Genomic DNA, 26,973 nt, shown 5'->3' on the forward strand with positions numbered 1-26,973 from the left:
CCGTCGTTATTCTTTGCCTTCTTTGCCTTCCTGCCTTCTTGCCTATTTAGGGGTGTTACTGCGGCTAGCGGGCGAGGTACTCCTCGTGCTGCCGATGCGCCTCGGCCACCTGCTCGCGGATCTTGTCCACGTCCTTGGCCTTGTTGCGGTACTTCGGCTCCATCTGCAGGATCTGGCGTTCTTCTTCGACCAGGGCCTTGAAGATGCGCTCGCGCTCCGCCAGGTCGGCGGTGTACCCGAGGTCCAGGTAGTTGACTGCGTGCCGGCGGGCGTTGTTGATGGCCGTCTGGGCCTTGCCGGCCTTGCTGAGCAGCGAGGCGATGACGGTGACCAGCAGGACGCCGATGATGACGGTCAGCGACAGCCCGGTGGTGATCTCGATGACCTCGACGGGCTCGCCGCCGTTGATGAACGGCAGGTTGTTCTCGTGCAGCGCGTGCAGGATCAGCTTCACGCCGATGAACGCCAGGATCGCGGCCAGGCCGTAGGAGAGGTAGATCAGGCGGTCCAGCAGGCCGTCGATCAGGAAGTACAGCTGGCGCAGGCCCATCAGCGAGAAGGCCGTGGCGGTGAAGACGATGTACACGTTCTGGGTCAGGCCGAAGATCGCCGGAATGGAGTCCAGCGCGAACAGGATGTCCGTTCCGCCGATGGCCACCATGACCAGCAGCATCGGGGTCAGGGCCCGCTTGCCGTCCACCTGGGTGAAGAGCTTGTCGCCGTCGTAGTAGTCAGTGGTGTGGAACATCTTCCGGGCCAGCCGGATGATGAAGTTGTCCGCCTCGTCGCCGTCCTTTTCCGGCTTGAGCAGGTTGCCCGCGGTGAGGATCAGGATGAGGCCGAAGGCGTAGAACACCCAGGCGAAGGAGTTGATCAGGGCCGCGCCGAGGAAGATGAAGCCAGTCCGCGCGATCAGCGAGAACACGATGCCGAACAGCAGCACCTTCTGCTGGTCCTCGCGGGGGACGTGGAAGCTGGCGATGATGATCAGGAAGACGAAGAGGTTGTCCACGGAGAGCGCCTTCTCCGTGATGTAGCCGGCGAAGTACTCCGAGCCCATGGCGCTGCCGCCGAAGATGAGCACCAGGATGCCGAAGACAATCGCGATGCCGACGTAGATGGACGACCAGACGGCCGCTTCCTTGAGCGTCGGCACGTGCGCCTTGCGGATGTGGAAGAAGTAGTCGAAGGCCAGCAGGGCCAGGATCACGACGATCGTGATGCCCCAGATCAGGGGTGGAACTGTCATCAGGTTCCTCTTTCGTAAGGTGGGTAGCAGCGTACCCGCAAGTCTCTTCCCCGGCTGCTGCCAGGCACTGCATCCGGCAGGGCATCGGTGCCCGACGTGTTGACGGCTGCAGCGCTTCGGAATACTCCCTTACGCACTGCCCATTGTATCGGCACCCGCGCCGTGCGGACGAATCGGGGAGGTCCTGCGGTTTTCGGCCGGTCGCGGACGAAGGTCCCGCTGCAGCCTCGGTCTGTCACTGGTCGAGCAATATCTCGGAGGCTTCGGTGGAACGGTCTTCGACTGTGGTCGGCGCCTCCAGGTGCACCGCCCCGGACGGAATGATGCCGGCGCCGCCGAAGCGTTCCATGACCCTCAGCTGCGCCACGACGTCCTCGCCGGCATGGGCCGCGGGCAGGTCCTTCCAGAAGGCGAAGCCGCCGCAGTCCAGCAGGGCCTGCCGGTCGAAAAGGACACAGCCGCCCACCCAGGCCACACGGTACAGCCGCCAGCTTCCCGCCGGAATGCGCAGCCGGGCGGCGATGTGCGCGAGGTTGGCGGCGTTGTGCAGCGTCCAGCGCCCGAACGCCTCGTCCTCGCGGCGGATCCGCTCCGGCCGCACGGGTCCGTCCCACAGCTCGAACGGCCGCTGTTCGTCCGGCCGGACGTCGTCCAGGTAGGACAGGCCCTGCACGGCCGAACCGACGAACCCGCAGCCGGCCTCGCGCAGGGCGGCGGTGAGCCGGGCCAGCATGCCAGGTTCCAGCCAGACGTCGTTATCGAGGAACAGCACCAGCGGCGCCTCGGCCAGGCCCAGCAGGAAGTCGCGCTGTTCGGCCATGCCCCGGCGCGGCAGGTGGTGCTCCAGCCGGACGGGCCGGCCCTGGGCCTGCAGCACGCGGACCATGGCGGCGGCCGAGGGCTGCTCCCAAGCGGGCCCGGGTTCCGTCTGGTCGCTGATGATGACGCCGAAGGAGGGGCCGTCCTGGGCGGCCAGGCCGGCGAGCGTCACCGCCAGCGCGTCCTCGCGTCCGTAGCTGGGGATCAGCACCTGCAGCTCGGGCGTGTCCGCTGGCGGCAGGGGGCTGGCCCACTCGGCCGCGCCGCGGCGGCCGGGACGCCCGGGAACGTCGCCTGACAGGACGCCGGGCCCCTGGCCGGCGGCGTCAGGGCCGGGGCTCATGCCGGACCCGTCCCGGCGGCCGGTTCCCCCGCCCCGTCCTGGGCCCGGATCCGCCTGACCACCGCCGTCGTCGAATGGTCCGAGACGTAGTCCAGGATGGCCAGCTGCCCGCCGTAGGCTTCCACCGCCGGGGTTTCGGCCAGCATCTGGGCCGAATAGTCCCCGCCCTTGGCGTAGATGTCCGGCCTCAGGGATTCGATCAGCGGGATCGGCGTGTCCGTATCGAAGACGGTCACGTAGTCCACGCAGCTCAGCGCGGCCACGACGCCGGCCCGGTCGGCCGCCGGATTGATCGGCCGGTCCGGTCCCTTCAGCCGGCGCGCGGACGCGTCGCTGTTGAGGGCCACCACCAGCACGTCCCCGAGCTGCTTAGCCTGCGTCAGGTAGCTGGTGTGCCCGCGGTGCAGCACGTCGAAGCAGCCGTTGGTCAGCACGATCCGTTTGCCCGCGGCGCGTTCCGTCGCGATGGCGCGGGCCAGCTCGTCCGCGCCCAGCGCGGCCTCGGTGAAGGCGCCCAGGTGTCCGGCGAGGTCCGCAGTGCTGCAGACGGAGGTGCCCGGACGGTGGACGACGACGTCCGCGGCCACCTGCGCCAGGTCCTGGCTGGTGGTCAGCGGCAGCCCGGCCGCGCGGGCCAGCGTCAGGCACGCCACGAAGGTGTCGCCTGCGCCGGACGCCTGCTTCTCGCTCACCGGAGATGCCCACGTCCGGTGCGTGCCGCCGTCGTGCGTCAGCAGCAGGGTACCGTCCCGGTCCAGGGTGGACACCACGGCGCGGGCGCCGGTCGCCGCGAGCAGGTCCGGCGCGGCCTCTGCCAGCAGGCCGGCCCGGTCCGTCTCCGGCTCGAACGCCAGCTCCAGCAGGCGCGCAGTCTCCTGGGCATTGGGGGTCACCAGGTCGGGCCCCAGGGTGCGCCAGCGGCGGAGATCGTGGGCATCCACCACCAGCAGCTTGCCCTCGCGCTGCAGGTGGAGCACGTCCGCCAACGGTCCTTCCAGGGCGCCGGAACCGTAGTCGCACAGCACGACGGCGTCCGAGCCCGCCACCGCGTCCGGCAGCGCGGCGGCCAGCTGCTGCAGGGCCTCGGCCGGCGGCCGCGGGGTGCTCTCGTCCATCCGCAGCATGATCTGGTCGCCGCCAATCACGCGGTACTTGGTCGTGGTGAGAACGTCCGGGTGCTCGATGAGCCCGGCCGTATCCACGCCCGCGGCGGAAAGGAGGCCGCGCAGCCTGCTGCCGGCATCGTCCGGTCCAACGAGGCCGACCATCCGCACCTTCGCACCGAGGGCCGCCAGGTTCATGGCGGTGTTGGCGGCGCCGCCCGGGGCGTAGTCGCGGTGCGCCATGTCCACCACCGGCGCAGGAGCTTCGCGGCAGAAGCGGTCGATCCGGCCGCTGAACCAGCCGTCCAGCATCACGTCGCCGACCACGGTCACCAGCGGCGCCGCCTCGGCCAGCCGCTCCGGCAGCCAGGCGGCCAGCCCGGAGATGCCGGAGAGCCCGGCGCTCATCGTGTGGCTCCGCCGGGCAGGCCCAGATGGACCACCTTGACCTGGACGAATTCGTCCAGCAGTTCCGGCCCGTAGCCGAATCCGTGGCCGCTGTCCCGCCGCGGCTGGGCGGAGCCGCCCGGCGCCCCGCCGAAGACGGCATTGACCTTCACGGTGCCGACGTCCAGGGCGGCAATGGCGCGCTGCGCGTGCTCCATGTCGGCGGTCAGTACGGTGGCGGCCAGCCCGTACCGGCCGGCGGCGGCCAGTTCCAGTCCTTCCTCGAAGCTGTCCACCACGCGCACGGGGGCCACCGGGCCGAAGGTTTCCTCCTGCATGACGGCCATGCTCTCGGTGCAGCCAAGCAGCACCGTGGCCGGGTAGTACGAGCCCGGCCCCTCGGGCAGGGCCCCGCCTTCCGCGGCGACGGCGCCGGCGGCGATGGCCTCGTCAACCTGGCGGTGCACCTCGCGGCGCAGCCGGTCATCCACGAGCGGGCCGAGCAGGGCGCCGGCATTGCGCTGCCTGGCCTCGGCCACCAGCGCCTCGCAGAACGCGTCGGCCACCGCGCGGTGCACGTAGATCCGCTCCACCGAGGTGCAGATCTGCCCGCTGTTGGCGAAGGCCCCCAGCGCTGCCTGCCCGGCGGCCCATACCGGATCCACGCCGTCGTCGACGAGCAGCGGATCATTGCCGCCGTTCTCGCGGACCACATGGGCGCCGCGCTCGGCCGCGGCCCGCGCGATCCGTGCACCGGTGGCGCTGGAGCCGACGTGGGCGTAGACGTCGATGCCGGGCAGGCCGGTCAGGGCCTCCCCCACCGCGGGTCCGCCGGTCAGCGTGATCAGGACGTCGGGTGGCAGGACGGCGCCGAGCATGTCGCCGAGCCGCTGGCCCAGCTGCGGGCAGCGCTCGCTCGGCTTGTGCAGCACCGTGTTGCCGGTGGCCAGCGCCGCACCGAGCAGGCCCGCGGCCACGGCCACGGGATCGTTCCACGGCGTGAGCAGGGCCGCCACGCCACGGGGCTCCGCCACGGTGTAGTCCGCGGCCAGCCGCCCGCCGAGCAGGCTGTGGCCGCGGTGCACCGGGGCCAGCTCGGCATACTGGCGCAGCGTGGAGGCTCCGGCGAGGACTCCCTCCAGCGCCTGGTCCTCGGGGCGGCCCGTCTCCCGCGCATTCAGCGCCGCAAGCTCGGCGGCCCCGGCCTGGAGCGCGTCCGCAGCGGCGTGCAGGAAGCCGCCGCGCTCGGCGGCGTCGCGCTGAGCCCATCCAGCCTGCGCCCGCCGGGAGGCCGCAACGGCCTGTTCCACCTCGGCGGGGCCGGCCTCGCAGACGGTTCCGGCCACGCTGCCGTCGCGGGGGTCGAGGATCGTGATGGTGGCCTCGCCTGCGTGCAAGGCGGTCCCTGAAACCGTTGTCATTACGCTCCCTACTGTTCGGATCCGGCCGCGGTTCCCGGGCCTCTTCCCTTCTCTCCGTACCCCGTTGGAGGCCCTCTCAGACGGAAGGAACGAACCTTTTGACAGCTCTGGCCACCGCCCGGTCCAGCACTTAGGGTGAAGCTGGAAACCGCCCTTGCCGCGAGCCGCCGGCAGCCGGGACACCAGCCGACCCTGAAGGAGGAGCCCATGCAGCACCAGCCACCCGCCCAGGGCAACGGAACCGAGGAGCGCGGCGCCGGTGGCCGTTCCGCCGGAGCCGCCGCAGATGCCACCGGCGGTGCGTCTTTCGGGGGCGAGCGCCTCGCGCCGGACGCCGCCCACGGGCCGGGCATCGGGCCGATCCTCGAACGCTTCGAGGGCGTGCGCCGCATCGCGGTGCTGCGCGGCGGCGGCCTGGGGGACATGATGTTCGCTGTACCCGCCATCGAGTCCCTCGCGGCGGCCTACCCGGAGGCGGAAGTTACGCTGCTGGGCACCGAAGCCCACGCCGTGCTGTTCCGCGGCCGGCCCGGTCCGGTGCACCGGGTCGAGCCGCTGCCCTTCGCCGAGGGCGTGCGTCCCGGCCCGGAAGATCCGGAAGCCGTGGAGGACTTCATGGAGCGGATGCGGGCCCGGAAGTTCGACCTGGCGGTGCAGCTGCACGGCGGCGGCCGCAACTCCAACCCCTTCCTGCTGCGCCTCGGTGCCCGGCACACCGTGGGAACGCGGACCGAGGACGCCGCCGCGCTGGAGCGCAGCGTCCCGTACCTCTACTACCAGCACGAGGTCCTGCGCGCGCTGGAAGTCGTCGGCCTTGCCGGCGCCGCCCCGGCCGCCCTGCAACCGCAGCTGGCCCCGCTCCCGGACGAAGAGGAGCTGGCCTCCGGCTGGCTCGATCCGGGCCGGCCCTCACTGGTGACCATCCACCCGGGCGCCACCGACGCCCGCCGCCGCTGGCCGGCGTCGTCCTTTGCCCGGGTGGCCGCCCGGGCGGCTGCGGACGGCAGCCAGGTGCTGCTGGTCGGCGACAAGACGGACGTCCCGCTCGCCGACGAGGTCGTGGCCTTGGCACGGGAACACACGGACGACGGCGGCAGCATCCGTTCCGCGGCGGGGCGCCTGTCGCTGGCCGAGCTGTCGGCCGTGCTGCGGGCCAGCGACGTCATGCTGGGAAACGACAGCGGCCCGCGCCATCTGGCGCAGGCCGTGGGGACCCCGACGGTCGGGATCTACTGGGTCGGGAACCTGATCATGGCCGGGCCGCTGGGGCGGACCCTGCACCGGGTGCACCTGTCCTGGATGACGCACTGCCCGCAGTGCGGGGCGGACGTGACCCAGGTGGGCTGGACCGCACCGCACTGCGGGCACGAGTTCGCGCTGACCGAGCAGGTCCGCGCAGAGGATGTCTACGCGGACCTGGCCCAGCTTAGGGCCACGAGTCTTCTTCTTCGTGGCAAATAACCATCTCGCGCACCTCGCAGCCGCGCGGCTGGCCGAGCGCGAACAGGATCGCCTCGGCCACCCGCTCCGGGTCGTTCAGGCGTGAATCGTCCTGCGGCTTGTACTGCTCGGTGCGGTCGTCGAAGAAACGCGTTTTCATGCCCGCGGGAATCATCGTGGTGACCCCGATGCGGCCGCGGGTCTCCGCGGCGAGGGCGCGGCTGAAGCCGACCACGCCGAATTTCGACGCGCAGTAGGCGGTGGCGTCGGAAACCGCCTTGATGCCGAGCGAGGAGGCGACGGTGATGACGCGGCCGTGGTTCGCTTCCAGGTAGGGCAGCGCGGCCCGGACCACGGAGACCGTGCCCAGCAGGTTGACGCCGATCACCTTCTCCCATTCCTCCGCCGGCACGTCTTCCAGCCGGCCGCAGCGGTCGATCCCCGCGGCGGTCACGACGGCGTCCAGTCCGTCGAGCGACTCCGCCGCCTCGCGCACGGCGGCGGCGACGGCCTCGCGGTCGGCCACGTCCACTTCGAGCGCCTTGGCTCCGGCCACCCGGCTCACGTCGCGGTCCAGCACCACCGGGGTGCCCCCGGCCGCGCGGACCGCCTCGACCACGGCGGCACCGAGCCCGGAGCCGCCTCCCGTGACCAGGACGCGGCCGGGATTGCTGGCTGCTGCGTTCATGAATGTTCCTCCTTCAGTTGACGGTTCTGCGTGCGCGCCGCTCAGCCGACCTTGGCCAGGGCTGCGGCGAGTTTGGTGGTGGACCGCGCCGGGTAGTAGGGCACGGTGACGGTCTGGCCGCCCCAGGATTCGAGCAGCCTGGCCTCGGGCAGCTGGTCTGCCGTGTAGTCCCCGCCCTTGACCCAGAGGTCCGGACGGAGCCGATCCAGCGCCGCCTCGGGCGTCTGCTCGTCGAACACCAGGACGGCATCCACGCATTCGAGCGAGAGCAGCAGTTCGGCCCGGTCCTGCTGGTTCATGATCGGGCGTTCGTCGCCCTTGAGCCGGCTGACGGACGCGTCCGAATTGAGGCAGACGACGAGGCAGTCGCCCAGGGACCGGGCGGCCGCGAGGGTGCGGGCATGGCCGGCGTGCAGCAAATCGAAGCAGCCGCCGGTCGCCACGACGGTCCCGCCCGCGGCGCGCGTCTGCTGGGCGACGGCGAACGCGTCCGTGTCCCCGTGCAGCTGCGGCGGCGCGGGGGCCTCGTGCAGTCCGTCCACCCCGCCCGCGGCCAGGAAGGACGCGGCCTCCTGCACCGCCCGCTCCGCGGCGGAGGCGATGCCGTTACCGGAGGCCAGTCCGACGGCGAGCGCGGCGGCGAACCGGTCACCGGCGCCGCAGGGGTCGACCGCGCTGACCTTCGGCGCGGGGATGGCCTGCGGCAGGCCGCCGTCGTCGAGCACCAGCGCGCCCGCGGCGCCGAGGGTGACGACGATGGAACGGCAGGACCAGCGCCGGCGCAGTTCGGCGGCCGCCCGGGCGGCGGTCGCGGTGTCCCGGCCGGACAGCCCCGCGGCCTTCAGTGCCTCGGACAGGTTCGGGGTCACGGCGCTGGCGCCGGGGACCGGTTCGGCACCGGCGGGGTGCGGGTCCCAGACCACCGGGATCGTGGCCGCCAGCTCGCTGAGCAGCCCGCGCAGTTCGGCATTCGCTGCCAGCCCCCGCCCGTAGTCCGCCACGATGACTGCGTCCGCCGCGGCTACCGCCGCGAGCATCTCCGGCGTGGCCACCGGGACCGGGGCGTCGCCGCAGCCTTCGTCGAAACGGACCACGGCCTGGCCCCTGGCCCGGATCCTGGTCTTGACCGGCGTGGGTGCGCCGGATAGGCCGGCGACCACGTCGATGCCTTCCAGTTCCCGGCGCAGCAGGACGGACGCGCCGTCGTCGGACATCACCGTGACCAACCGGACGTCGCGGCCGTCGCGCTCCAGCATGCGGGCGACCAGCCCGGCGCCGCCCGCGCGGCGCTCCGTCGCCGCCACGTCCACCACCGGGACGGGGGCATCCGGAGAGAGGCGGCTGGCCTCGCCGTTGACATCGGCGTCCAGCAGGACGTCTCCCACCACTACGATCTTCATCGGGCGTTCCCCTCTCCGCCGACGCGGGCCTGGCGTGCCACCGCGGCGTCGAAGGCGCGGCAGATCATGTGCACGGCCATCAGATGCCCTTCCTGCGCGTTGGCCGGCAGCCCCTCCACCGCCACGAATTCGTCGCAGCTGCGGGCGAGCGGGTTGGGCGCCGCGCCGGTCAGGGCCCACGTGGTCACGCCGACCCTCCGGGCCGCTTCGACCGCGTTGAGCAGGTTCGGGCTCTTGCCGCTCGTGGAGAGCAGGATCAGCACGTCGCCGTCGCGGCCGTGTCCCAGCACCTGCCGGGCGAAGAGCTGGTCGTAGCCGTAGTCGTTGGCGATGGCAGTGACCGCGGAGGACTCGGCGTGCAGGGAGATGGCGGAAAAGGCCTCGCGTTCGCCGTCGAACCTTCCCACCAGCTCCGCGGTCAGGTGCTGGGCCTCGGCCGCGGAACCGCCGTTGCCCGCGGCGAGCAGCCGGTGCCCGCGCATCAGCCGGCCCGCCAGTTCGTCGCCCCACGCGGCAAGCCGTGCCGCCTGGGCGCGCAGGGAGTCGACCGCCGGGGCGACCTCGTCCAGGTGGGACAGCACGGCATCGACGGAGTCCCCGCCGGCTTGCCTGGCAGGGTTTGCCGGGAGCGGCACCAGGGCGGGGACCGGCGCGTACGATTCGGCCGCTTCCGGTCCGGCCGGCCGCGCCGCGGCCGCCAGGCGCCTCACAGCGCCTCTCCTTCCAGCACGTGCAGCGAGCCGCGCCGGGCGCCGGAGCTGCGGGCCAGGCCATAGGCCCGCTCGGTGTCCGCGGCGACCCGGTCCCAGGTGTACCGGGTGCGCACCCGCTGGCGGCCCGCCCGGCCGAGTTCCGCGGCGAACTGCGGGTCGGACAGCAGGACGGCGAGTGCCTCCGCCACCGCCTCCGGATCCCGCGGCGGCACGTGCAGGCCGGTCTTGTGGTCCACCACCGTGTCGATCAGGCCGCCGACCGAGGCCGCGACCACGGGGACGCCGCAGGCCATCGATTCCAGCGGGACGATCCCGAACGGCTCGTACCAGGGCACGCAGACGACGGCGTCCGCGCTGCGCAGGACGGCCGGGATCTGCTCGCGCGGTACCTGGCCGCGCAGGACGACCTGCTCCTCAACGCCGAGTTCGCGTGCCAGCGACAGCAACCGCTGCGCCTCGGGATCCGCGGCCAGCCCATCGGGGCCCGCCGATCCGCCGACCACCAGCAATTCGACGTCGTCGATGCCCCGGTCCTTCAGCAGCTTCAGGGCCTGCACCGAAATGTCCACGCCCTTGCGCGGCACCATCCGGCCCAGCGTGACAATGCGGTGCCTGCGCCCGCGCTCCTCCGCCGGGCCCTCGGCCTCGAAGAGGTCCACATCCACGCCGCAGGGCGCAATCGACACGTTGCCCCGCGGGATCCCCATCGCGGCCAACTCGAACACTTCGTCGGAGCAGGTGGCGATGATCCGGTCCACGCTGCGTCCGACATTCGGTTCCAGCCACGCCCGCTGTTCCGGGCTGGTGTCCTGCGCGCCCTGGTGCCGGCGCTTCACGGTGCCGAGCGCGTGGAAGGTCTGCAGCACCGGCACCGGGTAGCCCTCGCCGGAGTGCCGCCGTGCCGCGTCGAGTGCGGCAACGCCTGACATCCAGAAGTGCCCGTGCACCACGTCCGGCGGATTGCCTCCCCAGTCCGCGCTGATGCCGTCCGCCAGTTCGCCCATGTAGGGCAGCAGCTCATCCTTCGGCACGGACTCGGCGGGACCCGCGTCCACGTGCACCACTTCGACCCCGGGCCGCATGGACACCCGCACCGGGAGGTCCCGGCTATCCCGCCGCGTGTAGACGGTGACGAAGTGCCCCCGCCGGGCCAGGGCGGCGGACAGCTCGGCCACGTGCACGTTCTGGCCGCCGGCGTCCACTCCCCCCAGCACGGCCAGCGGGCTGGCATGCTCTGAGACCATCGATATCCTCACAGCTGACTCCTCTCGGTCACTGCCATCAATCTGCCGGCGCCGGTCGCGGCTTCGGCCAGCACGGCGTCCCAGTTCTGCAGGAACGCCGCCAGGGAATAATGCTCGAGCGCGGCCTGCCGGGCGACGGCCCCGCGCGCCCTGGCTTCCTCCGGTTCCCGGACCAGCCGCGCGGCTTCGGCCCGCAGGTAGTCCACGTCCGCGGAGATAGCGCCGGCCTCCGGCGGCACCGCCCGGGCGGCTTCCGTCGTGGCCAGCACGATCACGGGCATGGCCAGGTGCATCGCCTCCAGCAGGGCCAGGCCCAGCGAGGTCCAGCGCAGCGGGTGCAGGTACGCGCGGCGGCGGGCCAGCTCGGCATGCAGCCGCCGGCCCGGCAGGTCGCCGCATACGGCGAGCCGGTCCGGGCCCAGCCCCACGGCCTCGGGGAGCCCGTCGCCGCCCATCCCGAATACGTCCAGCGGCGCCGCCTCCGCGAAGCCGGGCAGCAGGTCCGTCCCGGTCACCCGCCACCGCCGCACCGGCTCGTTGACCACCACGCCCAGCCGGTCCAGCTCGCCGGTGTAGAGCGGGCCGGGGTCCACGATGCCGTGCTCGATCACGGTGGTGCGGGCACTGCCGCAGTCCCAGAACAGCCGGTTGAAATGCGTGACGTGGACGATCGGGATCTGCTGCTGGTCCGACAGCGGGTGCACCGAGTTCGGGACTCCGCCCTTGGGCGTGTTGTGCTCCAGGAACACCGCCGGAAGGTCCTTGCCGGGGCGCCGGCCCAGCAGCCGGGCGCATTCATCCACCTCTTCCGGGCGCTGCAGGACAACGACGTCGATGTCCTCCTGCCCGAGCATCTCCGGCGCCACGTCGCGGACGTTTTCGGGCCACTCGCGGCCGGCCCGGCCCAGGCCCCAGGGGCCGCCTTCCGGGGTCGCGGGAAGCAGGTACTCGTGCTGCCCGCGCACGAAGGCGTCGGTCCAGCCGCCGTGCACGTGCCACAGCAGGATCTTCATCCGTTCCTCATTTCTCTCCGGGCGGGCAGCGAGGCCACGCCAAGGCACAGCCGCTGCACGGCCGCCACGACTTCCTCCGGCGCCACGTCGGCAAGGCAGGGATGCCCCGGCACCGGGCATTCGCGCGCCCGGCTCAGCCGGCACGCCGCGTTCTGGTCCCCGAGCAGCTCCACTGGCACCTTGTACGGCGCCCAGCGCACGGCCGGAACCACGGGCGAGAACAGGCTCACCACCGGGGTGCCGACGGCCGCGGCCAGGTGCGCCGGTCCGGTGTTGCCGGTGACGACGGCGGAGGCCCCGGCCAGCACGCCGGCCAGGCCGCGCAGGTCCGTTTCGCCCCCTAGGTCCAGCGCGTCCGGCCCGGCGACCGTGGCGGTGAGGCCGCGCTCCTTCGGACCGCCGGTGACCACGACATTGAAGCCGGCGGCGACCAGCAGCTCCACGGCCGCGGCGTGGTGCAGCGGGGGCCACGCCCTCGCCGGCACCGCCGCGCCCGGGTGCACCGCCACGTACGGGCGGCCGCCGAACAGCTCCGGCGCATCCGGGACGTCGCGCACCCGCAGCCGTCCGTCGTCGTTGGCGGGAAGCCGGTAACCGGCCGCCGACGCGATGCGCAGCGCCCGCTCGGCCTCGGGCTGGTCTTCGGGGAAGTCCTCGCCCGGCTTCAGCCGGACGTCGAGCAGCGAGCCGGCGTAGTCCACCGAGGCCCCGGTGATCCGCCGGACGCCGGCGAGCCGCAGCAGCATGGCGAGCGGCAGCGGCGACTGGTGGAAGGAGGTGAGGATGACGGCCTCGGTGACCGACCGTGAGCGCACCCAGTCCTGCAGCACGGCGAGGTGCTCGATGCTAACGGGCGGGGCCGGGTCCACGATCCACGGGCTCGCCCACGTGAACACCTCGGCCACGCCCGGGAGCAGCTGCCCGGCCGCGGCGCCCTGCGGACCGCAGAGCATCAGCACCTCGTTGGGTCCGGAGTCGTTCCCAGCCGCGATGGCCCTGACGGCGGGCCCGGCCAGCAGGACATCGCCGGCGCTATCCAGCCGCGCCACCAGCACGCGGCTCATCGGCCGCCTCCGGGCAGCCCGTCCGCCGCCTGCAGGAGAGGGCTTCTTTGTTCCCGCGCCGGCGCCGGGCCTTCCGCCCCGAACAGCAGCTCCAAGGCAGCCGCCAGGTCGGGCGCCACGAGGTCCGCCGCCTCGATTTCCTCCGCGCGGGTCACCGGAGTGGGCACCAGCACGCCCCGGGCCCCCGCCGCGGCGGCCGCCTCCACGTCCGCGCCGATGTCCCCCACGAACGCAACCTCGTCCGGCCGCAGCCCGAGCCGCTCGCAGGCCCGGAGGACCATGCCCGGCTGCGGCTTGCGGCAGACGCAGCCGTCCCCGGGCCCGTGCGGGCAGATCTCCCACACGTCGAAGGGACCCAGCAGCTCCTCCACCCGCGCGTTGACGGCGTCCACCTGGCTCCGGTCGAGCAGGCCGCGGGCGATGCCGGACTGGTTGGTCAGCACGCCGCAGGAGAGGCCGGCGGCCCGTACGGCGTCCAGCGCCGCACGGGCGCCCGGCATCGGGCGGACGAGGGCCGGATCGCCGTTGTAGGGAACGTCGATGACCAGCGTCCCGTCCCTGTCGAAGAGGACGGCGCGCGGCGGGGGCTGAGCCGAAGAAGTCATATCAGGACTGTTCCCGCCTCGGGCAGCGGCTAAACACTTCAGCGCCGACTTCTTTTCGCCGCGGCCGGATCCCGGCCCAGGCGCATGCCGGGTTCCCGCGTATTTGCTGGCCGCATTTCCCTGCGGCTGTGCCGCGTGCCGGGCCGCTCTGGCAGGATGAAGCCATGCAGCCAGAAACCGAACCGGGCAGGACCCCGGCGACCGATGGACTGGAACCGGACGGCCGCCCCGAACTGCTGGTGCTGCGCGCGCTGAAGCTGGGCGACCTCCTGGTGGCCGTGCCCGCGCTGCGCGCGCTGCGCCGCGCCTACCCGGACCACCGGATCCTGTACGCGGCCCAGGCGTGGCTGCGCCCGATGACGGAACTGGTCGGTTCCGTCGACGACCTGCTGGACACTCACGGCCTCGACGTTCCCATCAGCCTCTCCCCCGGCCGCGTCGACATCGCGGTCAACCTGCACGGCAACGGCCCCGAAAGCCGCGGCCGGATCGAAGCGCTGCGGCCCCGGCGCCGGATCGGCCATGCGTCGCCCGGCTGGGACGGCCCCGGCTGGCCGGACGGACTGCACGAGCGTGAGCGCTGGGCAAGGCTCCTGGACTGGCACGGTATCCCGGCCGATCCGCTGGACTACCGGCTGCACCGTCCCGCCGAGCGGACCAGCCGCCCCGGCGCCGCCGTCCTGCACGTGGGCGCCGCCTACGGCAGCCGGCTCTGGCCCGCGGACCGCTTTGCCGCCGTCGCGCGCGAACTGGCGCTGGCGGGCCACGACGTCGTCTTTACCGGCAGCGCGGGAGAACGGGCGCGGGCCGAGGAAGTTGCCGGGCTGGCCGGCCTCGGCCCCGACACCGTGGTCGCGGGCCGCTATTCGCTCACCGAATTCGCCGCCGTGATCGCCGATGCCGCCGTCGTGGTCTCCGCCGACACGGGCGCCGCGCACCTGGCCTCGGCCTACTCGCGGCCCTCCGTGGTCATGTTCGGCCCCGCTCCAGTGGCCGAATGGGGTCCGCCGCCCGGGCCGCACATCGTGCTGACGGACGAGGCACAGCGGCGCGGCGACACGTTCTCTACGGAGCCGGATCCGGCACTGCTCGCCGTGACTCCCGACGACGTGCTGGAAGCCTTGTCCGGCCTCGGGATCATGCCCGGCGCCGGCATCCTCTCACCGGAGCCCGCGATCCGCACCGATTCATGACCAGCGCGTATCTGTGAGCATCTATTCGTGACCCGCCCGTATTCGTCGCACAATGCGGATTTAGTCATCGGCACCGCTCCGCTCGGATCGGCCTCTCCCTGTGGAAGCGCCTATGCGGTGCGCAGCCGCGGGGCAGGGACGGCCTCCGGTTCGCCCAGCAGCCGGCGCTGCAGCCGGACCAGGATCCGCGACAGCGCGCGCGAAACCTGCATCTGGGTCATGCCGACCCGCTCCCCCACGCGCTGCTGCGATTCCTCCTCGAAGTACCGGTAGTAGAGCAGCTGCTGCTCGCGGGGCGCCAGCTCCCGGATGGCGGCGCGCAGCATCACGAGCTCTTCGGTCCGCTCCAGGCGTTCGTCCGTGCCGCCCAGCGCGTCGGCGAGGCTACGCCCGTCCGGCGCGCTCTCGAGCGATTCCGGCCGCATGCTGCTTTGGCAGTTCAGGGCCTCGGCCACCAGCCGCGGGGCCTCCCCGACCTCGCCGGCAAGTTCGGCCAGCGAGGGCTCGCGGCCAAGCCGCTGGGCCAGCTCCGGGACCGTCCTGGCCAACACCGTGCGCAGGTCCTGCAGCTGGCGCGGCGGCCGGACCATCCAGCAACTGTCGCGCAGGTAGCGCTTGAGCTCTCCGGTCACCGTCGGAACGGCGTAGGACGGGAAATCCGTGCCGCGGTCCGGGTCGAACCCGCGCACGGCCTTGATCAGGCCCATCCGCGCCACCTGCTTCAGGTCGTCCAGGTCCCGCCCCGCGCCCGCATACCCCTTCGCGGCAGTCTCCGCGATCTCGAGGTGTCCCAGGACAAGTTCCTCTTCGAGCGCCAGGCGCAGTGAACCGCTGGCGGCTCTGGCCTGGCGGAAGAGCACGGTGCGGTGGGTGAGGGCAGGCTTCATGGGGCGTCACTCTCTGGTCTGTGGCCGTGGGCTGGACCCCACGTTCACCCCCAGAGAAACATAAGCATGCTTACAAGGCAACGGCTTTTCGGGAAAATCCCGCCGGAAATCTTTTCCTACCCCGGGAGAAGAAGGTATAAGCCGCCAGAAGCGTCCTAGGCCCGGGCTCCGGACCGCGGCGGCCTGCCGCCCGGCTTGCCGCCGGCCTTCCCGTCGACCAGTTTGAGCCCGATCACACAGCCGATAATGCCCGCTAGGAACAGCATCTTCAAGAGTCCGGCAGGCTCCCCCGAGAACAGGACCGCGTACAGCACGGTCAGCACCGCGCCCAGCCCGGTCCATACCGCGTAGGCCGTGCCGATCCCGATGCCCCGCATCGCATATCCCAGCCCGGTCATGCTCAGCACCACGGCGACCAGGAAGACCGCCGTTGGCCCCGGCTGCGACAGCCCCTCCGAGTAGTCGAGCGCGGTGGCCCACACCGCCTCCAGCACGGCGCTGGCGATCAAGACAATCCAATGCATGGCGCTACCCCACGGCCTTCAGGCCGACGACGCAGCCGATGATGCCCAGGAGCAGCAGCACCTTCGCGAAGCCGGCCCGTTCACTGCCGAAGACCATCGCATAGGCCGCGGTCAGCACGGCACCGATGCCGACCCACACGGCGTACGCGGTTCCGACCGGGATCGCCGTCATCGCAAACGCCAGTCCGGCCAGGCTCGCGGACATTGCGGCAAAGAAAATGACCGTCGGCCAGAGCCGGCGGAAGTTCCGGGAGCGGCCCAACGCCGTCGCCCACACCGCCTCAAGCACGCCCGACAGGACCAGAATTATCCATTCCATCGAATAACCTCATGGCCAGTCTTGTCGCGTGCCGGGTACTGATCCCTCGTCCGGAGGCCCCGGATCGGGGCCTTGCCAACGAAGATAGCAAAGTACGACGGCGGAGCGGGACTTTGGTGGCCGAGCGCACCAAAGGATTCGCCCGGGTCCGGTCCGTTCGGTGGCGCTGCGTGGCACGATGTAGCCATGGAGATCGCGCAAGCGCCGGCCACCCACCGCCTGCAGCCCGGCGCGCCCAGCGAGGAAGACATCGACCTCTACCGCACCCTGGGCGCCAACGCGGCGGCCGGCGTCGCCGTCGTCGCCACCTCCGTCCGGGGCCGTGACTACGCCGCCACCGTCACCGGCTGGCTGCCGGTCTCCTACGATCCGCCGACCATGCTCGTGAGCCTCTACGGCGAGTCGCGGATCGGCGAGGCCGTCTCCGCCAGCCGCTACTGGACCCTGAGCCTGCTGACCGGCAGCCAGCAGGGCATCGCCAATTGGCTCGCCAGCCCGGGTACGCCGCTGGAGGGGCTGATGACCCAGGTTCCCTTCCGCCGCGGGGAGGTCTCTTCCGCGCCGATCATCGACAACGCGCTCGCCTTTTTCGAACTGGAAACCGTCGCCACCCATCCGGCCGCCACCCATCTCCTCGTCGTGGGGGAAGTCCGGGCCATGGGCACCCTGGCAACGGGACGGGACGTCCTCGACCCGCTGGTCCATTTCGGATCCGCCTACCACCGGCTCAACCGCTGACCCAAGGACAGGAACAGGTACCCATGACTATCGACCGAAGCCTGGAGCAGGAAAACCGGCCCGCGCCCGACAGCGACCGCAAGCCCGATTCGCCCACGGACATCTCGAAGCGCTCCTGGGGCTATATCTTCAAACGCACCCTGAACGAGTTCACGGCGGACAAGTGCACCGACCTCGCCGCCGGCATGACCTACTACGCCGTGCTCTCGATTTTCCCCGGGCTGCTTGCCGTGGTCTCCATCCTGGGAATCTTCGGCCAGGGCGAGGCCACCACCCGGACGATCATCAGCCTGCTCGAACAGCTCGGCGCCCCGGCGGACGCGCTCGCCCTGATCGAAGGGCCGATCAACCAGCTGACCACCTCCAACACAGCCGGGCTCGCGCTGGCCGTCGGTATCATCGGCGCCATCTGGACCGCCTCCGGCTACGTCCGCGCCTTCGGCCGGGCCATGAACACCATGTACGACGTCGAAGAGGGCCGCCCGGTCTGGAAGCTCTATCCGGTCATGCTGGGCGTCACCCTCGCGCTCGTGACCGTCGTCGTGATCATGATGCTGCTCCTCATCCTGTCGGGCGGATTCGCCCAGGCCCTCGGCGACATGATCGGCCTCGGCGAAACGGCGCTCATGGTCTGGAACATCATCCGATGGCCGATCCTCATCCTGCTGGTGGTCTTCATGATCGCCCTGCTCTACTACGCCACCCCGAACATCAAGCAGCCCAAATTCCGCTGGCTGAGCATCGGGGCCGTCGTCGCCATCGTCACCATGGGCCTGGCCACCGCCGGTTTCGGCTTCTACGTAGGCAACTTCGGCAACTACAACGCCACCTACGGCGCCATCGGCGGCGTGATCGTGCTGCTGCTGTGGATCTGGATCATGAACGTCGTGCTCCTGCTCGGCGGGGAGCTCGATGCCGAGATCGAGCGCGGCCGGGAACTGCAGGCCGGCATCAAGGCCGAGGAGAAGCTCCAGCTCCCGCCGCGCGACACCAAGCACAGCCGGAAGCTCAGCGAAAAGGCCCTCGGCCTCGTTAATGACGGCCGCGACCTGCGGACCTCGCACGCCTATCCGGAACACCGGAACGACTAGCCCGCAGGCTCCCCGCCCGCGGCACCGCCGTCCTAGACTTGGCAGATGAGCGAGCAAGTCAACGCGGCCTCGGTGGCCGAAGCACTGCAGGACATGATCCTCCACAACGAAGACGTGGACCGCTTCCTCGACGAGCTGTCCGTCTATTCCACGCGCATCCTCGGCGACAAGGCCGACATCCATTGCGGCGTGACCCTCAAGCGGCACAAGCGCTCCACCACCGTGGCCCACAGCGATCCCACCGCGCGCCAGCTGGACGAAATCCAGCACGGCTTCGGGGAGGGCCCGTGCCTGGCGGCCATCGCCACGGGGACGACGACCATCGTGCAGGACGTTCGGACCGACGACCGCTGGCCGGAATACTTCTCCGCGGTCGCCAAGCACGGCTACTACTCCATGATGGGCGTGCCGCTCCTGCTCGAGGCCGGCGGCGGCGCCGCCCTGAACTTCTACGCCGCGCAGCCCGGGGCCTTCACCGGAGAAACGGCCCGGGTGGCCGAGGGGTACGGGCACCAGGCCTCGCGGGCCCTGCAGCTGGCCCTGCGGGTGGCCGAACACGCCGACACCGCGTCCCATTTGAAGGCGGCCATGGAATCGCGGACCACGATCGACCTGGCCGTCGGCATCATCATGGGCCAGAACCGCTGCAGCCAGGAGGAGGCCTTCAACATCCTCAAGTCCGCGTCCAGCAGCCGGAATATCAAGCTCCGGGACGTCGCCGCCGGGATCGTCGCCAGCCTCGGGAGTCCTGCGAGCACCCACTTCGACGACTGACCGGCGGCCAACCCGCGGCTCACCCGCGGTGCTGCCGGCAATACCGGCGGAAGGGTTGTCCGCCCTCCGGCCGTGGGATAGGTTGCAGGCACATGGCGCCAGCCCAGGGAGAGAGCCGATGGAAGCCGAAATCATCCTGCACGTCGACGGCAGCCGCCGCGCGCTCACCATCGACACCCGGACCACCCTGCTCGATGCGCTGCGCGACCGGCTCGGCGTCTACTCGCCGAAGAAGGGCTGCGACCACGGACAGTGCGGGGCCTGCACGGTGCTGCTCAACGGCCGCCGGGTCAACTCATGCCTCGTCTTCGCGGTCGCCCAGGACGGCGCGGAGGTGGTCACCGCCGCAGGCCTCGCCGAGGGCGGAAACCTGCACCCGGTCCAGCAGGCCTTCCTCGACCAGGACGCCTTCCAATGCGGGTACTGCACTCCGGGACAGGTCTGCTCCGCCGTTGGCATGCTCGCCGAGGCGGACGCCGCCCAGCCGAGCTACGTCACGGAAGGCTTCCGGCCCGAGGACTCCCCGGCAGCCGCGGACCTCGATGACGAGGAGATCCGCGAGCGAATGAGCGGCAACCTCTGCCGCTGCGGCGCGTACGTCAACATCGTCGCCGCCGTCCGGCAGGCAGCCGCCGGGGGATCGGGCGCATGAAGCCGTTCGACTACCGGCGCGCCGTTGCACCCGAGAGCGCCATCGCCGACGTCGCCGGCAATCCCGAGGCCGCCTACCTTGCCGGCGGGACAAACCTCGTCGACCACATGAAGCTGGGCATCGCCGAGCCTCGCCTGCTGGTGGACATCACTTCGCTTCCGCTGGATGAGGTCGCGGAGACGCAGGACGGCGGCGTGAGCATCGGCGCCAACGTGCGCAACAGCGACCTCGCCGCCCATCCGCTCATCCGCAGCCGCTACCCCGTACTTTCCCAGGCCCTGCTTTCCGGGGCCTCCGGCCAGCTGCGCAACCTCGCCACCACCGGCGGCAACCTCCTCCAGCGCACGCGCTGCGTCTACTTCCAGGATGTCACCACGCCCTGCAACAAGCGCGCGCCCGGCTCCGGCTGCTCGGCGCTGGAGGGCTACTCGCGCTACCACGCCATCCTCGGCGCGTCGGATGACTGCATCGCCGTGCATCCGTCGGACATAGCCGTCGCCCTCGCGGCGCTGGACGCCACCGTCGTCGTCCAGGGCCCCTCCGGCGAGCGGAGCATGGCGCTGACGGACCTGCACCGCCTGCCGGACAGCCGCCCGGACCTGGACACGGTCCTGGAGCACGGGGACCTGATCACCGCAGTCCGGCTGCCCGGCCTGCCGTGGGCGGAGCGCTCGGCCTACCGCAAGGTCCGGGACCGCGCTTCCTACGCCTTCGCACTTGTTTCCGTCGCCGGCGCGGTGGAGCTGGAGGACGACGGCGGCGCCCCGGGAGAGGTGCCTGTCATCCGCCAGGTACGGATTGCCTTGGGCGGAGTCGCCCACAAGCCCTGGCGCGCAACCCTCGCCGAGGAAACCCTCCGCGGGGTCCAGGCCACGCACGAGAACTTCCGGGCGGCCGCCGACGCCGAGCTGGAACGCGCCGCCCCCGTGGGAGACAACGCCTTCAAGGTGCCGATGGTCCGCAACACCATGATTTCCGTGCTGCACGAACTCACCCGGGAGTACTCATGACCGCCCCCTTGGAAGCCCGGGCCATGGGCAGCAGCATCGAGCGGCTCGACGGCGTAGCAAAGGTGACCGGAACGGCCCCCTATGCCTGGGAACAACCCGTCGAGCGCCCGGCCTACCTGCATCCGGTCCAGTCGACCATCGCGCTGGGCCGCGTCACCGGCATCGATACCTCCGCGGCCGAAGCCCTGGACGGCGTCATCGCCGTCCTGACCCGCCACAATGCGCTGCGGCTGGAAGACACCTCGGACGGCGAGCTGGCGATCCTGCAGGACGACGCCGTGGGGTTCCGCGGCCAGTTCATCGGCGGCGTCATCGCCGAGACCCCGGAAACCGCCCGCGAGGCAGCAGCCCTCGTCACCGTCACCTACGACCAGGAGGCCCACGACGCCCGGCTCAGCGCCGACCGGGACGACCTCGACGCGCCGGACCAGGTCAATGCCGGGTTCCCGACCGACACCGTCCAGGGGGATCCCGATGCTGCCCTGGCGGGCGCCGCCGTCGTTATTGACCGCACCTACACCACGCCGGCCGAACACAACAATCCGATGGAACCGCACACCACGGTGGCGCAGTGGACGGACAACGGGCTGGTGCTCTACGACTCCACCCAGGGCGTCCACCAGGTGCGGCGGGCGCTCGCGCCGGTCTTCGGCCTGCCCATCGAGCGGATCCACGTCACCAGCCCGCATGTGGGCGGCGGGTTCGGCTCCAAGGGCCTGCCCCACTCGCACGTCATCCTCGTGGCCATGGCGGCACAGCTGAGCGGCGGGCGGCCGGTCAAGCTCGCGCTGACCCGGCAGCAGCTCTTCTCGGTCGCCGGCTACCGCACCCCGACCATCCAGCGGGTCCGGCTGGGGGCCGACCGCGAAGGCCGGCTCACCGCCATCGTCCACGACGTCGTCGAACAGACCTCGAAAATCAAGGAGTTCGCGGAACAGACCGCGGTGCCGACGCGCATGATGTACGCCGCGGAGAACCGCAGGACGACGCACCGGCTCGCACGGCTGGACGTGCCCGTTCCGTCCTGGATGCGCGCGCCCGGTGAATGCCCGGGCATGTTCGGCCCCGAGGTGGCCATGGACGAGCTGGCCGAGGCCTGCGGCGTGGACCCGATCGAGGTCCGCGTCCGCAACGAACCGCACATCGATCCGGAAAGCGGCCGGCCGTTCGCCAACCGGCACCTCGTCGCGTGCCTGCGCGAGGGCGCCCGGCGGTTCGGCTGGGAGCAGCGCGACCACCGTCCGCGCGTGAGGCTCGACGGCGACTGGCTGGCCGGGACCGGCGTGGCGAGTTCCACCTATCCAGCGCGCAGCCAGCCCGGTTCGGTGGCCCGCATCCGCTTCGCGGACGGGCTGTTCAACGTCTCGATCGGGGCGGCGGACCTGGGCACCGGGACCTGGACGGTGCTGACGCAGGTGGCGGCGGACGCCCTGGGGGTAGGGGTCGGGGACGTCCGGCTGGAGATCGGGGATACGGCCCTGCCCAAGGCCAGCATTGCCGGCGGATCCACCGGCCTGGCCAGCTGGGGCACGGCGATCGCCGAAGCGGGCGAGACCTTCCTGACCAAGTACGGCACGGAGCCGGAGGATGGCGACGAGCTGGAGGCGGCGGCCCCGAAGAATCCCGCCGCCGACGAGTACGCCATGCATTCCTTCGGCGCCCAGTTCGCCGAGGTGAAGGTCCACCGCTTCACCGGCGAAATCCGGGTGTCCCGCATGCTCGGCGTGTTCTCCGCGGGCCGGATCGTCAACCCGCGAACGGCTCGCTCGCAGTTCCTCGGCGGCATGACCATGGGGCTCGGCATGGCCCTGCACGAGCACAGTGTCATGGACCCGCGGTTCGGCATCATCGTCAACCACGACTTCGCGGAGTACCACATCCCGGCCAACGCGGACGTGCTGGACATGGACGCCATCTGGCTCGACGAGGTGGATGAACATGCGGGCCCGCTGGGCGCCCGCGGGATCGGCGAGATCGGAATCGTCGGAGCCGCCGCGGCCATCGCGAACGCCGCCTACCACGCCACCGGCGTCCGGGTGCGGGACCTGCCGCTGACACCGGACAAGTTCCTCTGAGCAGAAGCGGGCCTCAGACGCTCCGCCACTCCTCGCCCGTGATGTGGCTGCCGGCCTGCGGGCCCATCTGCAGCATGCCGCCGTCCACCGCCCAGGACGCGCCCGTGACATAGGCCGAGGCCGGGGAGGCCAGGAACGCGACGACGGCGGCGACTTCCCGCGCGTCGCCCGGCCGGCCGAGCGGAATTCCAGGTCGCGAAACGGTCCGCGGGTCCAGGTCCGTCTGGCCGGTCATCGGAGTCGCGATTTCGCCGGGCGCCACCGTGTTGGCAGTGATCCCGTGCTCGGCAAGCTCGAGGGCGATGGTCTTCACCAGGCCGCCCAGGCCGTGCTTCGCCGCGTCGTAGGCCGCCGATCCGACCCGGGGCTGATGCTCATGGACGCTGGTGACCGCGATGAGCCGGCCCCCGGAGCCCTGCTGGAGCATGATCCGAGCCGCACGCTGCAGGCACACGAACGCCCCGTCCAGGTCGGTGGCGACGACCTCCCGCCAGGTCTCGTAGCTGGTGTCGAGGAACTTCCGGCTCGCGCCAGTGCCCGAGTTGTTGACGAACACGTCCAGCCCGCCCAGGTCCCGGGCGAGAGCATCGATCACTTCGCCGCACCCGGGCAGCTCGGTGAGGTCCAGCCGGGCCGTCACCGCGCGGCGGCCCAGGGACCGGACCTCGCCGGCTGTCTGCTCCGCGCCGGCCTTGTCCTCATGCCAGGTGATGCCGACATCCATGCCGGCCTCCGCGAGCGCGACGGCGGTGGCGCGGCCGATCCCGGAGTCCGATCCGGTCACGATCGCGGTCTTCGGCGCAAAGGTGCTCACAGCAGTTCTCCCGTCTGCTTAGGTCCTGCCTGCCATTGTGGCCGAGGGCCTCCGGCGCCGCCAGCGCCTGGGCCAGGTCCGTTCTGCCCAGGTCCGTCCTGGCAGGTCCGTCCGAGCCTGCAGGGCGCGCCCGCATGATGAACACCACATGAACGGGAGGCGGAGGTTGTGAAAAAATGGACCATGCGTCCCATGCAGCACTCCAGCAAACTCCAGAACGTCCGCTACGAACTTCGCGGCCCCATCCTGCACGCGGCGAAGAAGATGGAGGCGGAGGGGCAGCGCATCCTGCGGATGAACCTGGGCGATCCCGCGCCCTTCGGGCTGGAGGCCCCGGAATCGATCGTCGTGGACATGATCCACCATCTGCGCGATTCCCAGGGCTACTGCGACTCCAAAGGCATATTCTCGGCCCGCACCGCGATCTCCCAGTACTACCAGACCAAGGGCCTGATGCAGATCGGCGTGGAGGACATCTTCATCGGCAACGGCGTCTCGGAACTCATCTCGATGACCCTCCAGGCCTTCCTCGAGAACGGCGACGAGGTGCTCATCCCGGCCCCCGACTACCCGCTGTGGACCGCCTCGGTCACGCTCAGCGGAGGCACGGCCGTGCACTACCTCTGCGACGAGACCAACAACTGGTGGCCGGACATGGCGGACGTCGAAGCCAAGATCACCCAGCAGACCAGGGCCATCGTGCTGATCAACCCGAACAACCCGACCGGGGCCGTCTACCCGCGGCACATCATCGAACAGTTCGCGGAACTCGCGCGCCGCCACGACCTGGTCCTCTTCTCGGACGAGATCTACGAGAAGATCACCTACGACGACGCCGTCCATATCCACACCGCGGCCGTCGCCGAAGACCTCCCGGTCCTGACCTTCTCCGGGCTGTCCAAGGCCTACCGCATGCCCGGCTACCGCGCCGGCTGGGTCGCCGTCAGCGGTCCGCGCGCCGCCACCGCCGCGTACCGCGAATCACTCGAACTGCTGGCCTCCCTGCGGCTCTGCGCCAACGTCCCGGCCCAGCACGCCATCCAGACCTCGCTCGGCGGCTACCAGAGCATCGGGGACCTCGTGAAGCCCGGCGGCCGGCTGCGCGAACAGCGCGACCTGGCCTGCAAGCTGCTCAACGAGATCCCCGGCGTCAGCTGCGTCCCGGCGGCCGGCGCCATGTACCTCTTCCCGAAGCTGGATCCGGCAGTCTACCCCTTCACCAACGACGAGCAGTTCGTGCTCGACCTGCTGGAAGACCAGAAGATCCTCGTCTCGCACGGCACCGCCTTCCACTGGCCGGCACCGGACCACTTCCGCTTCGTCATCCTGCCGTCCGTCGCCGAGATCGAAGAGGCCGTCCGGCGGATCTCGTCCTTCCTGGGCGTCTACCGGCGGAAGGCCGAAGCCCAGGCCCTGGCCGGAGCCTCGGGCATCCCGGCGCCCTGACCTACCGTCGTCGTTGCCGGAAGATCAGAGCCATTTCTTCCATTTGAAGGCTCCGTACAACGCCGCGCCGATGCCAACCATGAGCGCCAGGGCGAACGGATAGCCCCAAAGCCAGTCCAGCTCCGGCATGTGGTCGAAGTTCATGCCGTACACGGCGCCCACCAGCGTCGGCGCGAACAATATGGCGGCCCAGGACGAGATCCGCTTGACCTCCTCGTTCTGCGCCAGGCTCGTCTCGGTCAGCCGCTGCATCTCCTCGTTCTGGCGCTGCCCCACCAGTGTGGAGTGCACGCTCAGCGCGTTCTGCAGCAACGACCGGAACGCGTTGGCCCGGTCCACCACCCGGAAGACGTGGTCGTGGACGTCCCGCAGCCGCTCCCGCAGGTCGACGTCCAGCCCGTACTTCTCGGCCCCGCGCTCCAGCGTCGCCAGAATCTCGTCCAGCGGCTGAGTCGCCCGCTGGAACTCGATCACCTCCCGGTGCAGCTCGTAGATCCGGCGCGAGACGTCCGGGCTGCCGCCGAAGAGGTCGTCCTCGATCTCGTCGATGTCGTTCTCCAGCCCGGCGACGACCGGGGCGTATTCATCCACGACCTGGTCCACGATCGCGTAGAGGACGGCTTGCGGCCCCTTGGCCAGCAGCTCCGGCTTGCGCTCCATCCGCCGGCGAGCCTTGGCCAGGTTGGGCGACTCCGCATGGCGGACCGTCACCACGAAGTCCGGCCCCACGAAGACGTGCAGCTCGCCGAACTCCACCTTTTCGACGTCGTCGAGGTAGCGTGCGGGCCGCAGCACCATGAACAGCGTTCCGCCGTACCGCTCCAGCTTGGACCGCTGGTGGCCGCTCAGCGCGTCCTCCACGGCGAGGTCGTTCAGGTCGAACTCCTGCGCCACCGCCCGCACGTCGGCCGGGTCGGGACGGTACAGCCCGATCCATGCCATCCCGCCGGTCGTCCGCATCGTCATGAACGTCTCGTCCAGGCTGCCGGGGCTGGCTACCCGTTGTCCGTCCACGTACACGGCGTTGTCCACCAACGACATCTGCAGTCCTTTCCGCCGGCCTGCCTGCGCCGGACCACAGCCAATCTACCAACTGCCCCTTTGCCGGACGGTGCGTAAATTCTCCGTGAACTTCCAGCGCCTGCAATGGTGCCGTTCCGGCGCGTGGGACATGCTGGGATCCTGTCCGAATTCCCGATCCCGTGATCCCGTGGAGGAACCATGACGCAGTCCCGCCTCGACAACTGGGACCTGATGCCCGGCACCCTAGTGGAGATTCGCCGGAAGGGCCGGCACCTGCGGACGGGCCGGGTGGACGCGGTTTCGCTCGACGCCGAGCTGCTCTGGCTCGCGAACGACGGAGCCGTGCCCCGGCAGCTGTTCGAGAAGGCCGAGGGCTACGAAGTCTGGTCCTGCGATGCGCTGGAGGACGAGGGTCCCCTTCCGGTCGGAGGACAGAGGGTCTAGCGTGTCCGCATGGACTGGAAACTCGAGCTTGTCCCCGTGCCGGTGTCGGACGTTGACCGCGCCAAGCACTTCTACGTAGACCAGGTCGGGTTCAACGCCGACCACGACCACCAGGTCAGTCCCCAGCTGCGCTTTGTCCAGCTCACGCCCAAGGGATCGGCCTGCTCGATCGTGCTGGGCACCGGCATCACCGAAATGGCGCCCGGCTCCCAGAAAGGGCTGCAGATCGTGGTCGACGATGCCGCGGCGGCCCGCGAGGAACTCCTCAGCCGGGGCGTCGACGCCAGCGAAGTGGATGTCCAGCCGTGGGGCCGGTTCGTATACTTCAGCGACCCGGACGGCAACACCTGGGCGCTGCAGCAGCTGCCCTCCCGCGCCAGTTTCTAGACGCCCGACGGCGGCAACGGGCTGCGGTTCTGAGCGATTCCGGGCGGCCGTTTCCGCGAGCACGACGGCGCCGGCCGGCCCTTCGCACCGCGTCAGGCAAGCCTGCG

Annotated in this window: 27 protein-coding genes and 1 riboswitch; of the genes, 11 read left to right on the top strand and 16 right to left on the bottom strand. The window is 70.9% G+C overall.

What is annotated here, in order from left to right; all coding sequences use genetic code 11:
• Positions 1-64: 64 nt before the first annotated feature.
• The 4 genes from AHIS1636_RS19565 to AHIS1636_RS19580 form a co-directional block, all read right to left on the bottom strand.
• Positions 65-1,249: a TerC family protein gene (locus tag AHIS1636_RS19565; RefSeq protein ID WP_264797540.1), complete on the bottom strand. Its 1,185-nt coding sequence runs from the start codon at positions 1,247-1,249 to the stop codon at positions 65-67.
• A 235-nt stretch (positions 1,250-1,484) separates the two neighbouring features.
• Entirely contained in the window at positions 1,485-2,411 is a 927-nt protein-coding gene (locus AHIS1636_RS19570) for a glycosyltransferase family 2 protein (protein ID WP_264797541.1), read from the bottom strand.
• Positions 2,408-3,922: a D-glycero-beta-D-manno-heptose 1-phosphate adenylyltransferase gene (gene rfaE2 / locus AHIS1636_RS19575; RefSeq protein WP_264797542.1), complete on the bottom strand. Its 1,515-nt coding sequence runs from the start codon at positions 3,920-3,922 to the stop codon at positions 2,408-2,410. Before rfaE2 ends, AHIS1636_RS19570 begins: the two co-directional genes overlap by 4 nt.
• Positions 3,919-5,322: an aldehyde dehydrogenase family protein gene (locus tag AHIS1636_RS19580; protein WP_264797543.1), complete on the bottom strand. Its 1,404-nt coding sequence runs from the start codon at positions 5,320-5,322 to the stop codon at positions 3,919-3,921. The genes rfaE2 and AHIS1636_RS19580 overlap by 4 nt, the downstream gene beginning before the upstream one ends.
• A 207-nt stretch (positions 5,323-5,529) precedes the next feature.
• Here AHIS1636_RS19580 and AHIS1636_RS19585 point away from each other — a divergent pair, with 207 nt between their 5' ends.
• Positions 5,530-6,783, top strand: a complete 1,254-nt coding sequence (locus AHIS1636_RS19585; RefSeq protein WP_264797545.1) for a glycosyltransferase family 9 protein — start codon at positions 5,530-5,532, stop codon at positions 6,781-6,783.
• Here AHIS1636_RS19585 and AHIS1636_RS19590 read toward each other — a convergent pair.
• From AHIS1636_RS19590 to AHIS1636_RS19620, 7 genes are all read right to left on the bottom strand, one after another.
• Positions 6,749-7,450 (bottom strand): SDR family oxidoreductase, encoded by a 702-nt coding sequence (locus tag AHIS1636_RS19590; RefSeq protein WP_264797546.1) that lies wholly within the window; start codon positions 7,448-7,450, stop codon positions 6,749-6,751. The two genes, AHIS1636_RS19585 and AHIS1636_RS19590, sit on opposite strands and share 35 nt — an antisense overlap.
• 41 nt (positions 7,451-7,491) lie before the next feature.
• Entirely contained in the window at positions 7,492-8,850 is a 1,359-nt protein-coding gene (locus AHIS1636_RS19595) for a PfkB family carbohydrate kinase (protein WP_264797547.1), read from the bottom strand.
• Positions 8,847-9,488, bottom strand: coding sequence for a D-sedoheptulose-7-phosphate isomerase (locus AHIS1636_RS19600; RefSeq protein WP_264797589.1), 642 nt, complete (start codon positions 9,486-9,488; stop codon positions 8,847-8,849). The genes AHIS1636_RS19595 and AHIS1636_RS19600 overlap by 4 nt, the downstream gene beginning before the upstream one ends.
• A gap of 68 nt (positions 9,489-9,556) precedes the next feature.
• Positions 9,557-10,819 carry a glycosyltransferase gene (locus tag AHIS1636_RS19605; protein ID WP_264797548.1) on the bottom strand — a complete coding sequence of 421 codons (1,263 nt, stop codon included), beginning with the start codon at positions 10,817-10,819 and terminating at the stop codon, positions 9,557-9,559.
• Positions 10,816-11,820 (bottom strand): glycosyltransferase, encoded by a 1,005-nt coding sequence (locus AHIS1636_RS19610; RefSeq protein ID WP_264797549.1) that lies wholly within the window; start codon positions 11,818-11,820, stop codon positions 10,816-10,818. Before AHIS1636_RS19610 ends, AHIS1636_RS19605 begins: the two co-directional genes overlap by 4 nt.
• Positions 11,817-12,884, bottom strand: coding sequence for a glycosyltransferase family 9 protein (locus tag AHIS1636_RS19615; RefSeq protein WP_264797550.1), 1,068 nt, complete (start codon positions 12,882-12,884; stop codon positions 11,817-11,819). Before AHIS1636_RS19615 ends, AHIS1636_RS19610 begins: the two co-directional genes overlap by 4 nt.
• The gene (locus AHIS1636_RS19620) at positions 12,881-13,489 is read right to left on the bottom strand and encodes a D-glycero-alpha-D-manno-heptose-1,7-bisphosphate 7-phosphatase (protein ID WP_264797551.1); all 609 of its coding nucleotides are present in this window, start codon (positions 13,487-13,489) and stop codon (positions 12,881-12,883) included. Before AHIS1636_RS19620 ends, AHIS1636_RS19615 begins: the two co-directional genes overlap by 4 nt.
• Positions 13,490-13,653: 164 nt before the next feature.
• On the opposite strand from AHIS1636_RS19620, the gene AHIS1636_RS19625 reads away from it, so the two are divergent.
• Positions 13,654-14,682, top strand: a complete 1,029-nt coding sequence (locus AHIS1636_RS19625) for a glycosyltransferase family 9 protein (RefSeq protein ID WP_264797552.1) — start codon at positions 13,654-13,656, stop codon at positions 14,680-14,682.
• 110 nt (positions 14,683-14,792) lie between these two features.
• Here the strand turns inward: AHIS1636_RS19625 and AHIS1636_RS19630 are convergent, their stop codons facing one another.
• From AHIS1636_RS19630 to AHIS1636_RS19640, 3 genes are all read right to left on the bottom strand, one after another.
• Positions 14,793-15,569, bottom strand: a complete 777-nt coding sequence (locus AHIS1636_RS19630) for a sigma-70 family RNA polymerase sigma factor (RefSeq protein WP_264797553.1) — start codon at positions 15,567-15,569, stop codon at positions 14,793-14,795.
• 155 nt (positions 15,570-15,724) lie between these two features.
• Positions 15,725-16,093: a DMT family transporter gene (locus AHIS1636_RS19635; RefSeq protein ID WP_264797554.1), complete on the bottom strand. Its 369-nt coding sequence runs from the start codon at positions 16,091-16,093 to the stop codon at positions 15,725-15,727.
• Between the two features lie 4 nt (positions 16,094-16,097).
• Positions 16,098-16,412: a DMT family transporter gene (locus tag AHIS1636_RS19640; protein WP_264797555.1), complete on the bottom strand. Its 315-nt coding sequence runs from the start codon at positions 16,410-16,412 to the stop codon at positions 16,098-16,100.
• Positions 16,413-16,422: 10 nt separating this feature from the next.
• Positions 16,423-16,488: riboswitch (guanidine-III (ykkC-III) riboswitch) on the bottom strand.
• 110 nt (positions 16,489-16,598) lie between these two features.
• Here AHIS1636_RS19640 and AHIS1636_RS19645 point away from each other — a divergent pair.
• The 6 genes from AHIS1636_RS19645 to AHIS1636_RS19670 all read left to right on the top strand — a co-directional run bounded on the left by AHIS1636_RS19645 (position 16,599) and on the right by AHIS1636_RS19670 (position 22,752).
• Positions 16,599-17,150 (top strand): flavin reductase family protein, encoded by a 552-nt coding sequence (locus tag AHIS1636_RS19645; protein WP_264797556.1) that lies wholly within the window; start codon positions 16,599-16,601, stop codon positions 17,148-17,150.
• 23 nt (positions 17,151-17,173) lie between these two features.
• Positions 17,174-18,241: a YihY/virulence factor BrkB family protein gene (locus AHIS1636_RS19650; RefSeq protein ID WP_264797557.1), complete on the top strand. Its 1,068-nt coding sequence runs from the start codon at positions 17,174-17,176 to the stop codon at positions 18,239-18,241.
• A gap of 45 nt (positions 18,242-18,286) precedes the next feature.
• The gene (locus AHIS1636_RS19655) at positions 18,287-19,015 is read left to right on the top strand and encodes a GAF and ANTAR domain-containing protein (protein WP_264797558.1); all 729 of its coding nucleotides are present in this window, start codon (positions 18,287-18,289) and stop codon (positions 19,013-19,015) included.
• Positions 19,016-19,133: 118 nt separating this feature from the next.
• Positions 19,134-19,667: a (2Fe-2S)-binding protein gene (locus AHIS1636_RS19660; RefSeq protein WP_264797559.1), complete on the top strand. Its 534-nt coding sequence runs from the start codon at positions 19,134-19,136 to the stop codon at positions 19,665-19,667.
• A complete protein-coding gene (locus tag AHIS1636_RS19665) occupies positions 19,664-20,677 on the top strand; it encodes an FAD binding domain-containing protein (RefSeq protein WP_264797560.1) in 1,014 nt (337 codons plus the stop codon). Before AHIS1636_RS19660 ends, AHIS1636_RS19665 begins: the two co-directional genes overlap by 4 nt.
• Complete coding sequence (locus AHIS1636_RS19670; protein WP_264797561.1) at positions 20,674-22,752, top strand: xanthine dehydrogenase family protein molybdopterin-binding subunit; 2,079 nt, start codon at positions 20,674-20,676, stop codon at positions 22,750-22,752. The genes AHIS1636_RS19665 and AHIS1636_RS19670 overlap by 4 nt, the downstream gene beginning before the upstream one ends.
• Before the next feature lie 13 nt (positions 22,753-22,765).
• Here AHIS1636_RS19670 and AHIS1636_RS19675 read toward each other — a convergent pair whose 3' ends face one another.
• Positions 22,766-23,566, bottom strand: coding sequence for an SDR family oxidoreductase (locus AHIS1636_RS19675; RefSeq protein WP_264797562.1), 801 nt, complete (start codon positions 23,564-23,566; stop codon positions 22,766-22,768).
• Positions 23,567-23,749: 183 nt separating this feature from the next.
• Here AHIS1636_RS19675 and AHIS1636_RS19680 point away from each other — a divergent pair, with 183 nt between their 5' ends.
• The gene (locus AHIS1636_RS19680) at positions 23,750-25,012 is read left to right on the top strand and encodes a pyridoxal phosphate-dependent aminotransferase (RefSeq protein WP_264797563.1); all 1,263 of its coding nucleotides are present in this window, start codon (positions 23,750-23,752) and stop codon (positions 25,010-25,012) included.
• 24 nt (positions 25,013-25,036) lie between these two features.
• Here AHIS1636_RS19680 and AHIS1636_RS19685 read toward each other — a convergent pair whose 3' ends face one another.
• Positions 25,037-26,053: a magnesium and cobalt transport protein CorA gene (locus AHIS1636_RS19685; protein WP_264797564.1), complete on the bottom strand. Its 1,017-nt coding sequence runs from the start codon at positions 26,051-26,053 to the stop codon at positions 25,037-25,039.
• A 180-nt stretch (positions 26,054-26,233) separates the two neighbouring features.
• Between AHIS1636_RS19685 and AHIS1636_RS19690 the strand changes: the two genes are divergently transcribed.
• Complete coding sequence (locus AHIS1636_RS19690) at positions 26,234-26,479, top strand: hypothetical protein (protein ID WP_264797565.1); 246 nt, start codon at positions 26,234-26,236, stop codon at positions 26,477-26,479.
• Positions 26,480-26,488: 9 nt separating this feature from the next.
• Complete coding sequence (locus AHIS1636_RS19695; protein ID WP_264797566.1) at positions 26,489-26,866, top strand: VOC family protein; 378 nt, start codon at positions 26,489-26,491, stop codon at positions 26,864-26,866.
• The last annotated feature ends 107 nt before the right edge of the window (positions 26,867-26,973 follow it).

This window comes from Arthrobacter mangrovi, from assembly GCF_026011795.1.
Classification (GTDB): domain Bacteria; phylum Actinomycetota; class Actinomycetes; order Actinomycetales; family Micrococcaceae; genus Crystallibacter; species Crystallibacter mangrovi.

Coding starts and splice junctions, on each gene's coding strand:
- AHIS1636_RS19565 (WP_264797540.1), bottom strand. CDS start 1,249: ATGACAGTTCCACCCCTGATCTGGGGCATCACGATCGTCGTGATCCTG.
- AHIS1636_RS19570 (WP_264797541.1), bottom strand. CDS start 2,411: ATGAGCCCCGGCCCTGACGCCGCCGGCCAGGGGCCCGGCGTCCTGTCA.
- rfaE2 (WP_264797542.1), bottom strand. CDS start 3,922: ATGAGCGCCGGGCTCTCCGGCATCTCCGGGCTGGCCGCCTGGCTGCCG.
- AHIS1636_RS19580 (WP_264797543.1), bottom strand. CDS start 5,322: ATGACAACGGTTTCAGGGACCGCCTTGCACGCAGGCGAGGCCACCATC.
- AHIS1636_RS19585 (WP_264797545.1), top strand. CDS start 5,530: ATGCAGCACCAGCCACCCGCCCAGGGCAACGGAACCGAGGAGCGCGGC.
- AHIS1636_RS19590 (WP_264797546.1), bottom strand. CDS start 7,450: ATGAACGCAGCAGCCAGCAATCCCGGCCGCGTCCTGGTCACGGGAGGC.
- AHIS1636_RS19595 (WP_264797547.1), bottom strand. CDS start 8,850: ATGAAGATCGTAGTGGTGGGAGACGTCCTGCTGGACGCCGATGTCAAC.
- AHIS1636_RS19610 (WP_264797549.1), bottom strand. CDS start 11,820: ATGAAGATCCTGCTGTGGCACGTGCACGGCGGCTGGACCGACGCCTTC.
- AHIS1636_RS19615 (WP_264797550.1), bottom strand. CDS start 12,884: ATGAGCCGCGTGCTGGTGGCGCGGCTGGATAGCGCCGGCGATGTCCTG.
- AHIS1636_RS19620 (WP_264797551.1), bottom strand. CDS start 13,489: ATGACTTCTTCGGCTCAGCCCCCGCCGCGCGCCGTCCTCTTCGACAGG.
- AHIS1636_RS19625 (WP_264797552.1), top strand. CDS start 13,654: ATGCAGCCAGAAACCGAACCGGGCAGGACCCCGGCGACCGATGGACTG.
- AHIS1636_RS19630 (WP_264797553.1), bottom strand. CDS start 15,569: ATGAAGCCTGCCCTCACCCACCGCACCGTGCTCTTCCGCCAGGCCAGA.
- AHIS1636_RS19635 (WP_264797554.1), bottom strand. CDS start 16,093: ATGCATTGGATTGTCTTGATCGCCAGCGCCGTGCTGGAGGCGGTGTGG.
- AHIS1636_RS19640 (WP_264797555.1), bottom strand. CDS start 16,412: ATGGAATGGATAATTCTGGTCCTGTCGGGCGTGCTTGAGGCGGTGTGG.
- AHIS1636_RS19645 (WP_264797556.1), top strand. CDS start 16,599: ATGGAGATCGCGCAAGCGCCGGCCACCCACCGCCTGCAGCCCGGCGCG.
- AHIS1636_RS19650 (WP_264797557.1), top strand. CDS start 17,174: ATGACTATCGACCGAAGCCTGGAGCAGGAAAACCGGCCCGCGCCCGAC.
- AHIS1636_RS19655 (WP_264797558.1), top strand. CDS start 18,287: ATGAGCGAGCAAGTCAACGCGGCCTCGGTGGCCGAAGCACTGCAGGAC.
- AHIS1636_RS19660 (WP_264797559.1), top strand. CDS start 19,134: ATGGAAGCCGAAATCATCCTGCACGTCGACGGCAGCCGCCGCGCGCTC.
- AHIS1636_RS19665 (WP_264797560.1), top strand. CDS start 19,664: ATGAAGCCGTTCGACTACCGGCGCGCCGTTGCACCCGAGAGCGCCATC.
- AHIS1636_RS19670 (WP_264797561.1), top strand. CDS start 20,674: ATGACCGCCCCCTTGGAAGCCCGGGCCATGGGCAGCAGCATCGAGCGG.
- AHIS1636_RS19680 (WP_264797563.1), top strand. CDS start 23,750: ATGCGTCCCATGCAGCACTCCAGCAAACTCCAGAACGTCCGCTACGAA.
- AHIS1636_RS19685 (WP_264797564.1), bottom strand. CDS start 26,053: ATGTCGTTGGTGGACAACGCCGTGTACGTGGACGGACAACGGGTAGCC.
- AHIS1636_RS19690 (WP_264797565.1), top strand. CDS start 26,234: ATGACGCAGTCCCGCCTCGACAACTGGGACCTGATGCCCGGCACCCTA.
- AHIS1636_RS19695 (WP_264797566.1), top strand. CDS start 26,489: ATGGACTGGAAACTCGAGCTTGTCCCCGTGCCGGTGTCGGACGTTGAC.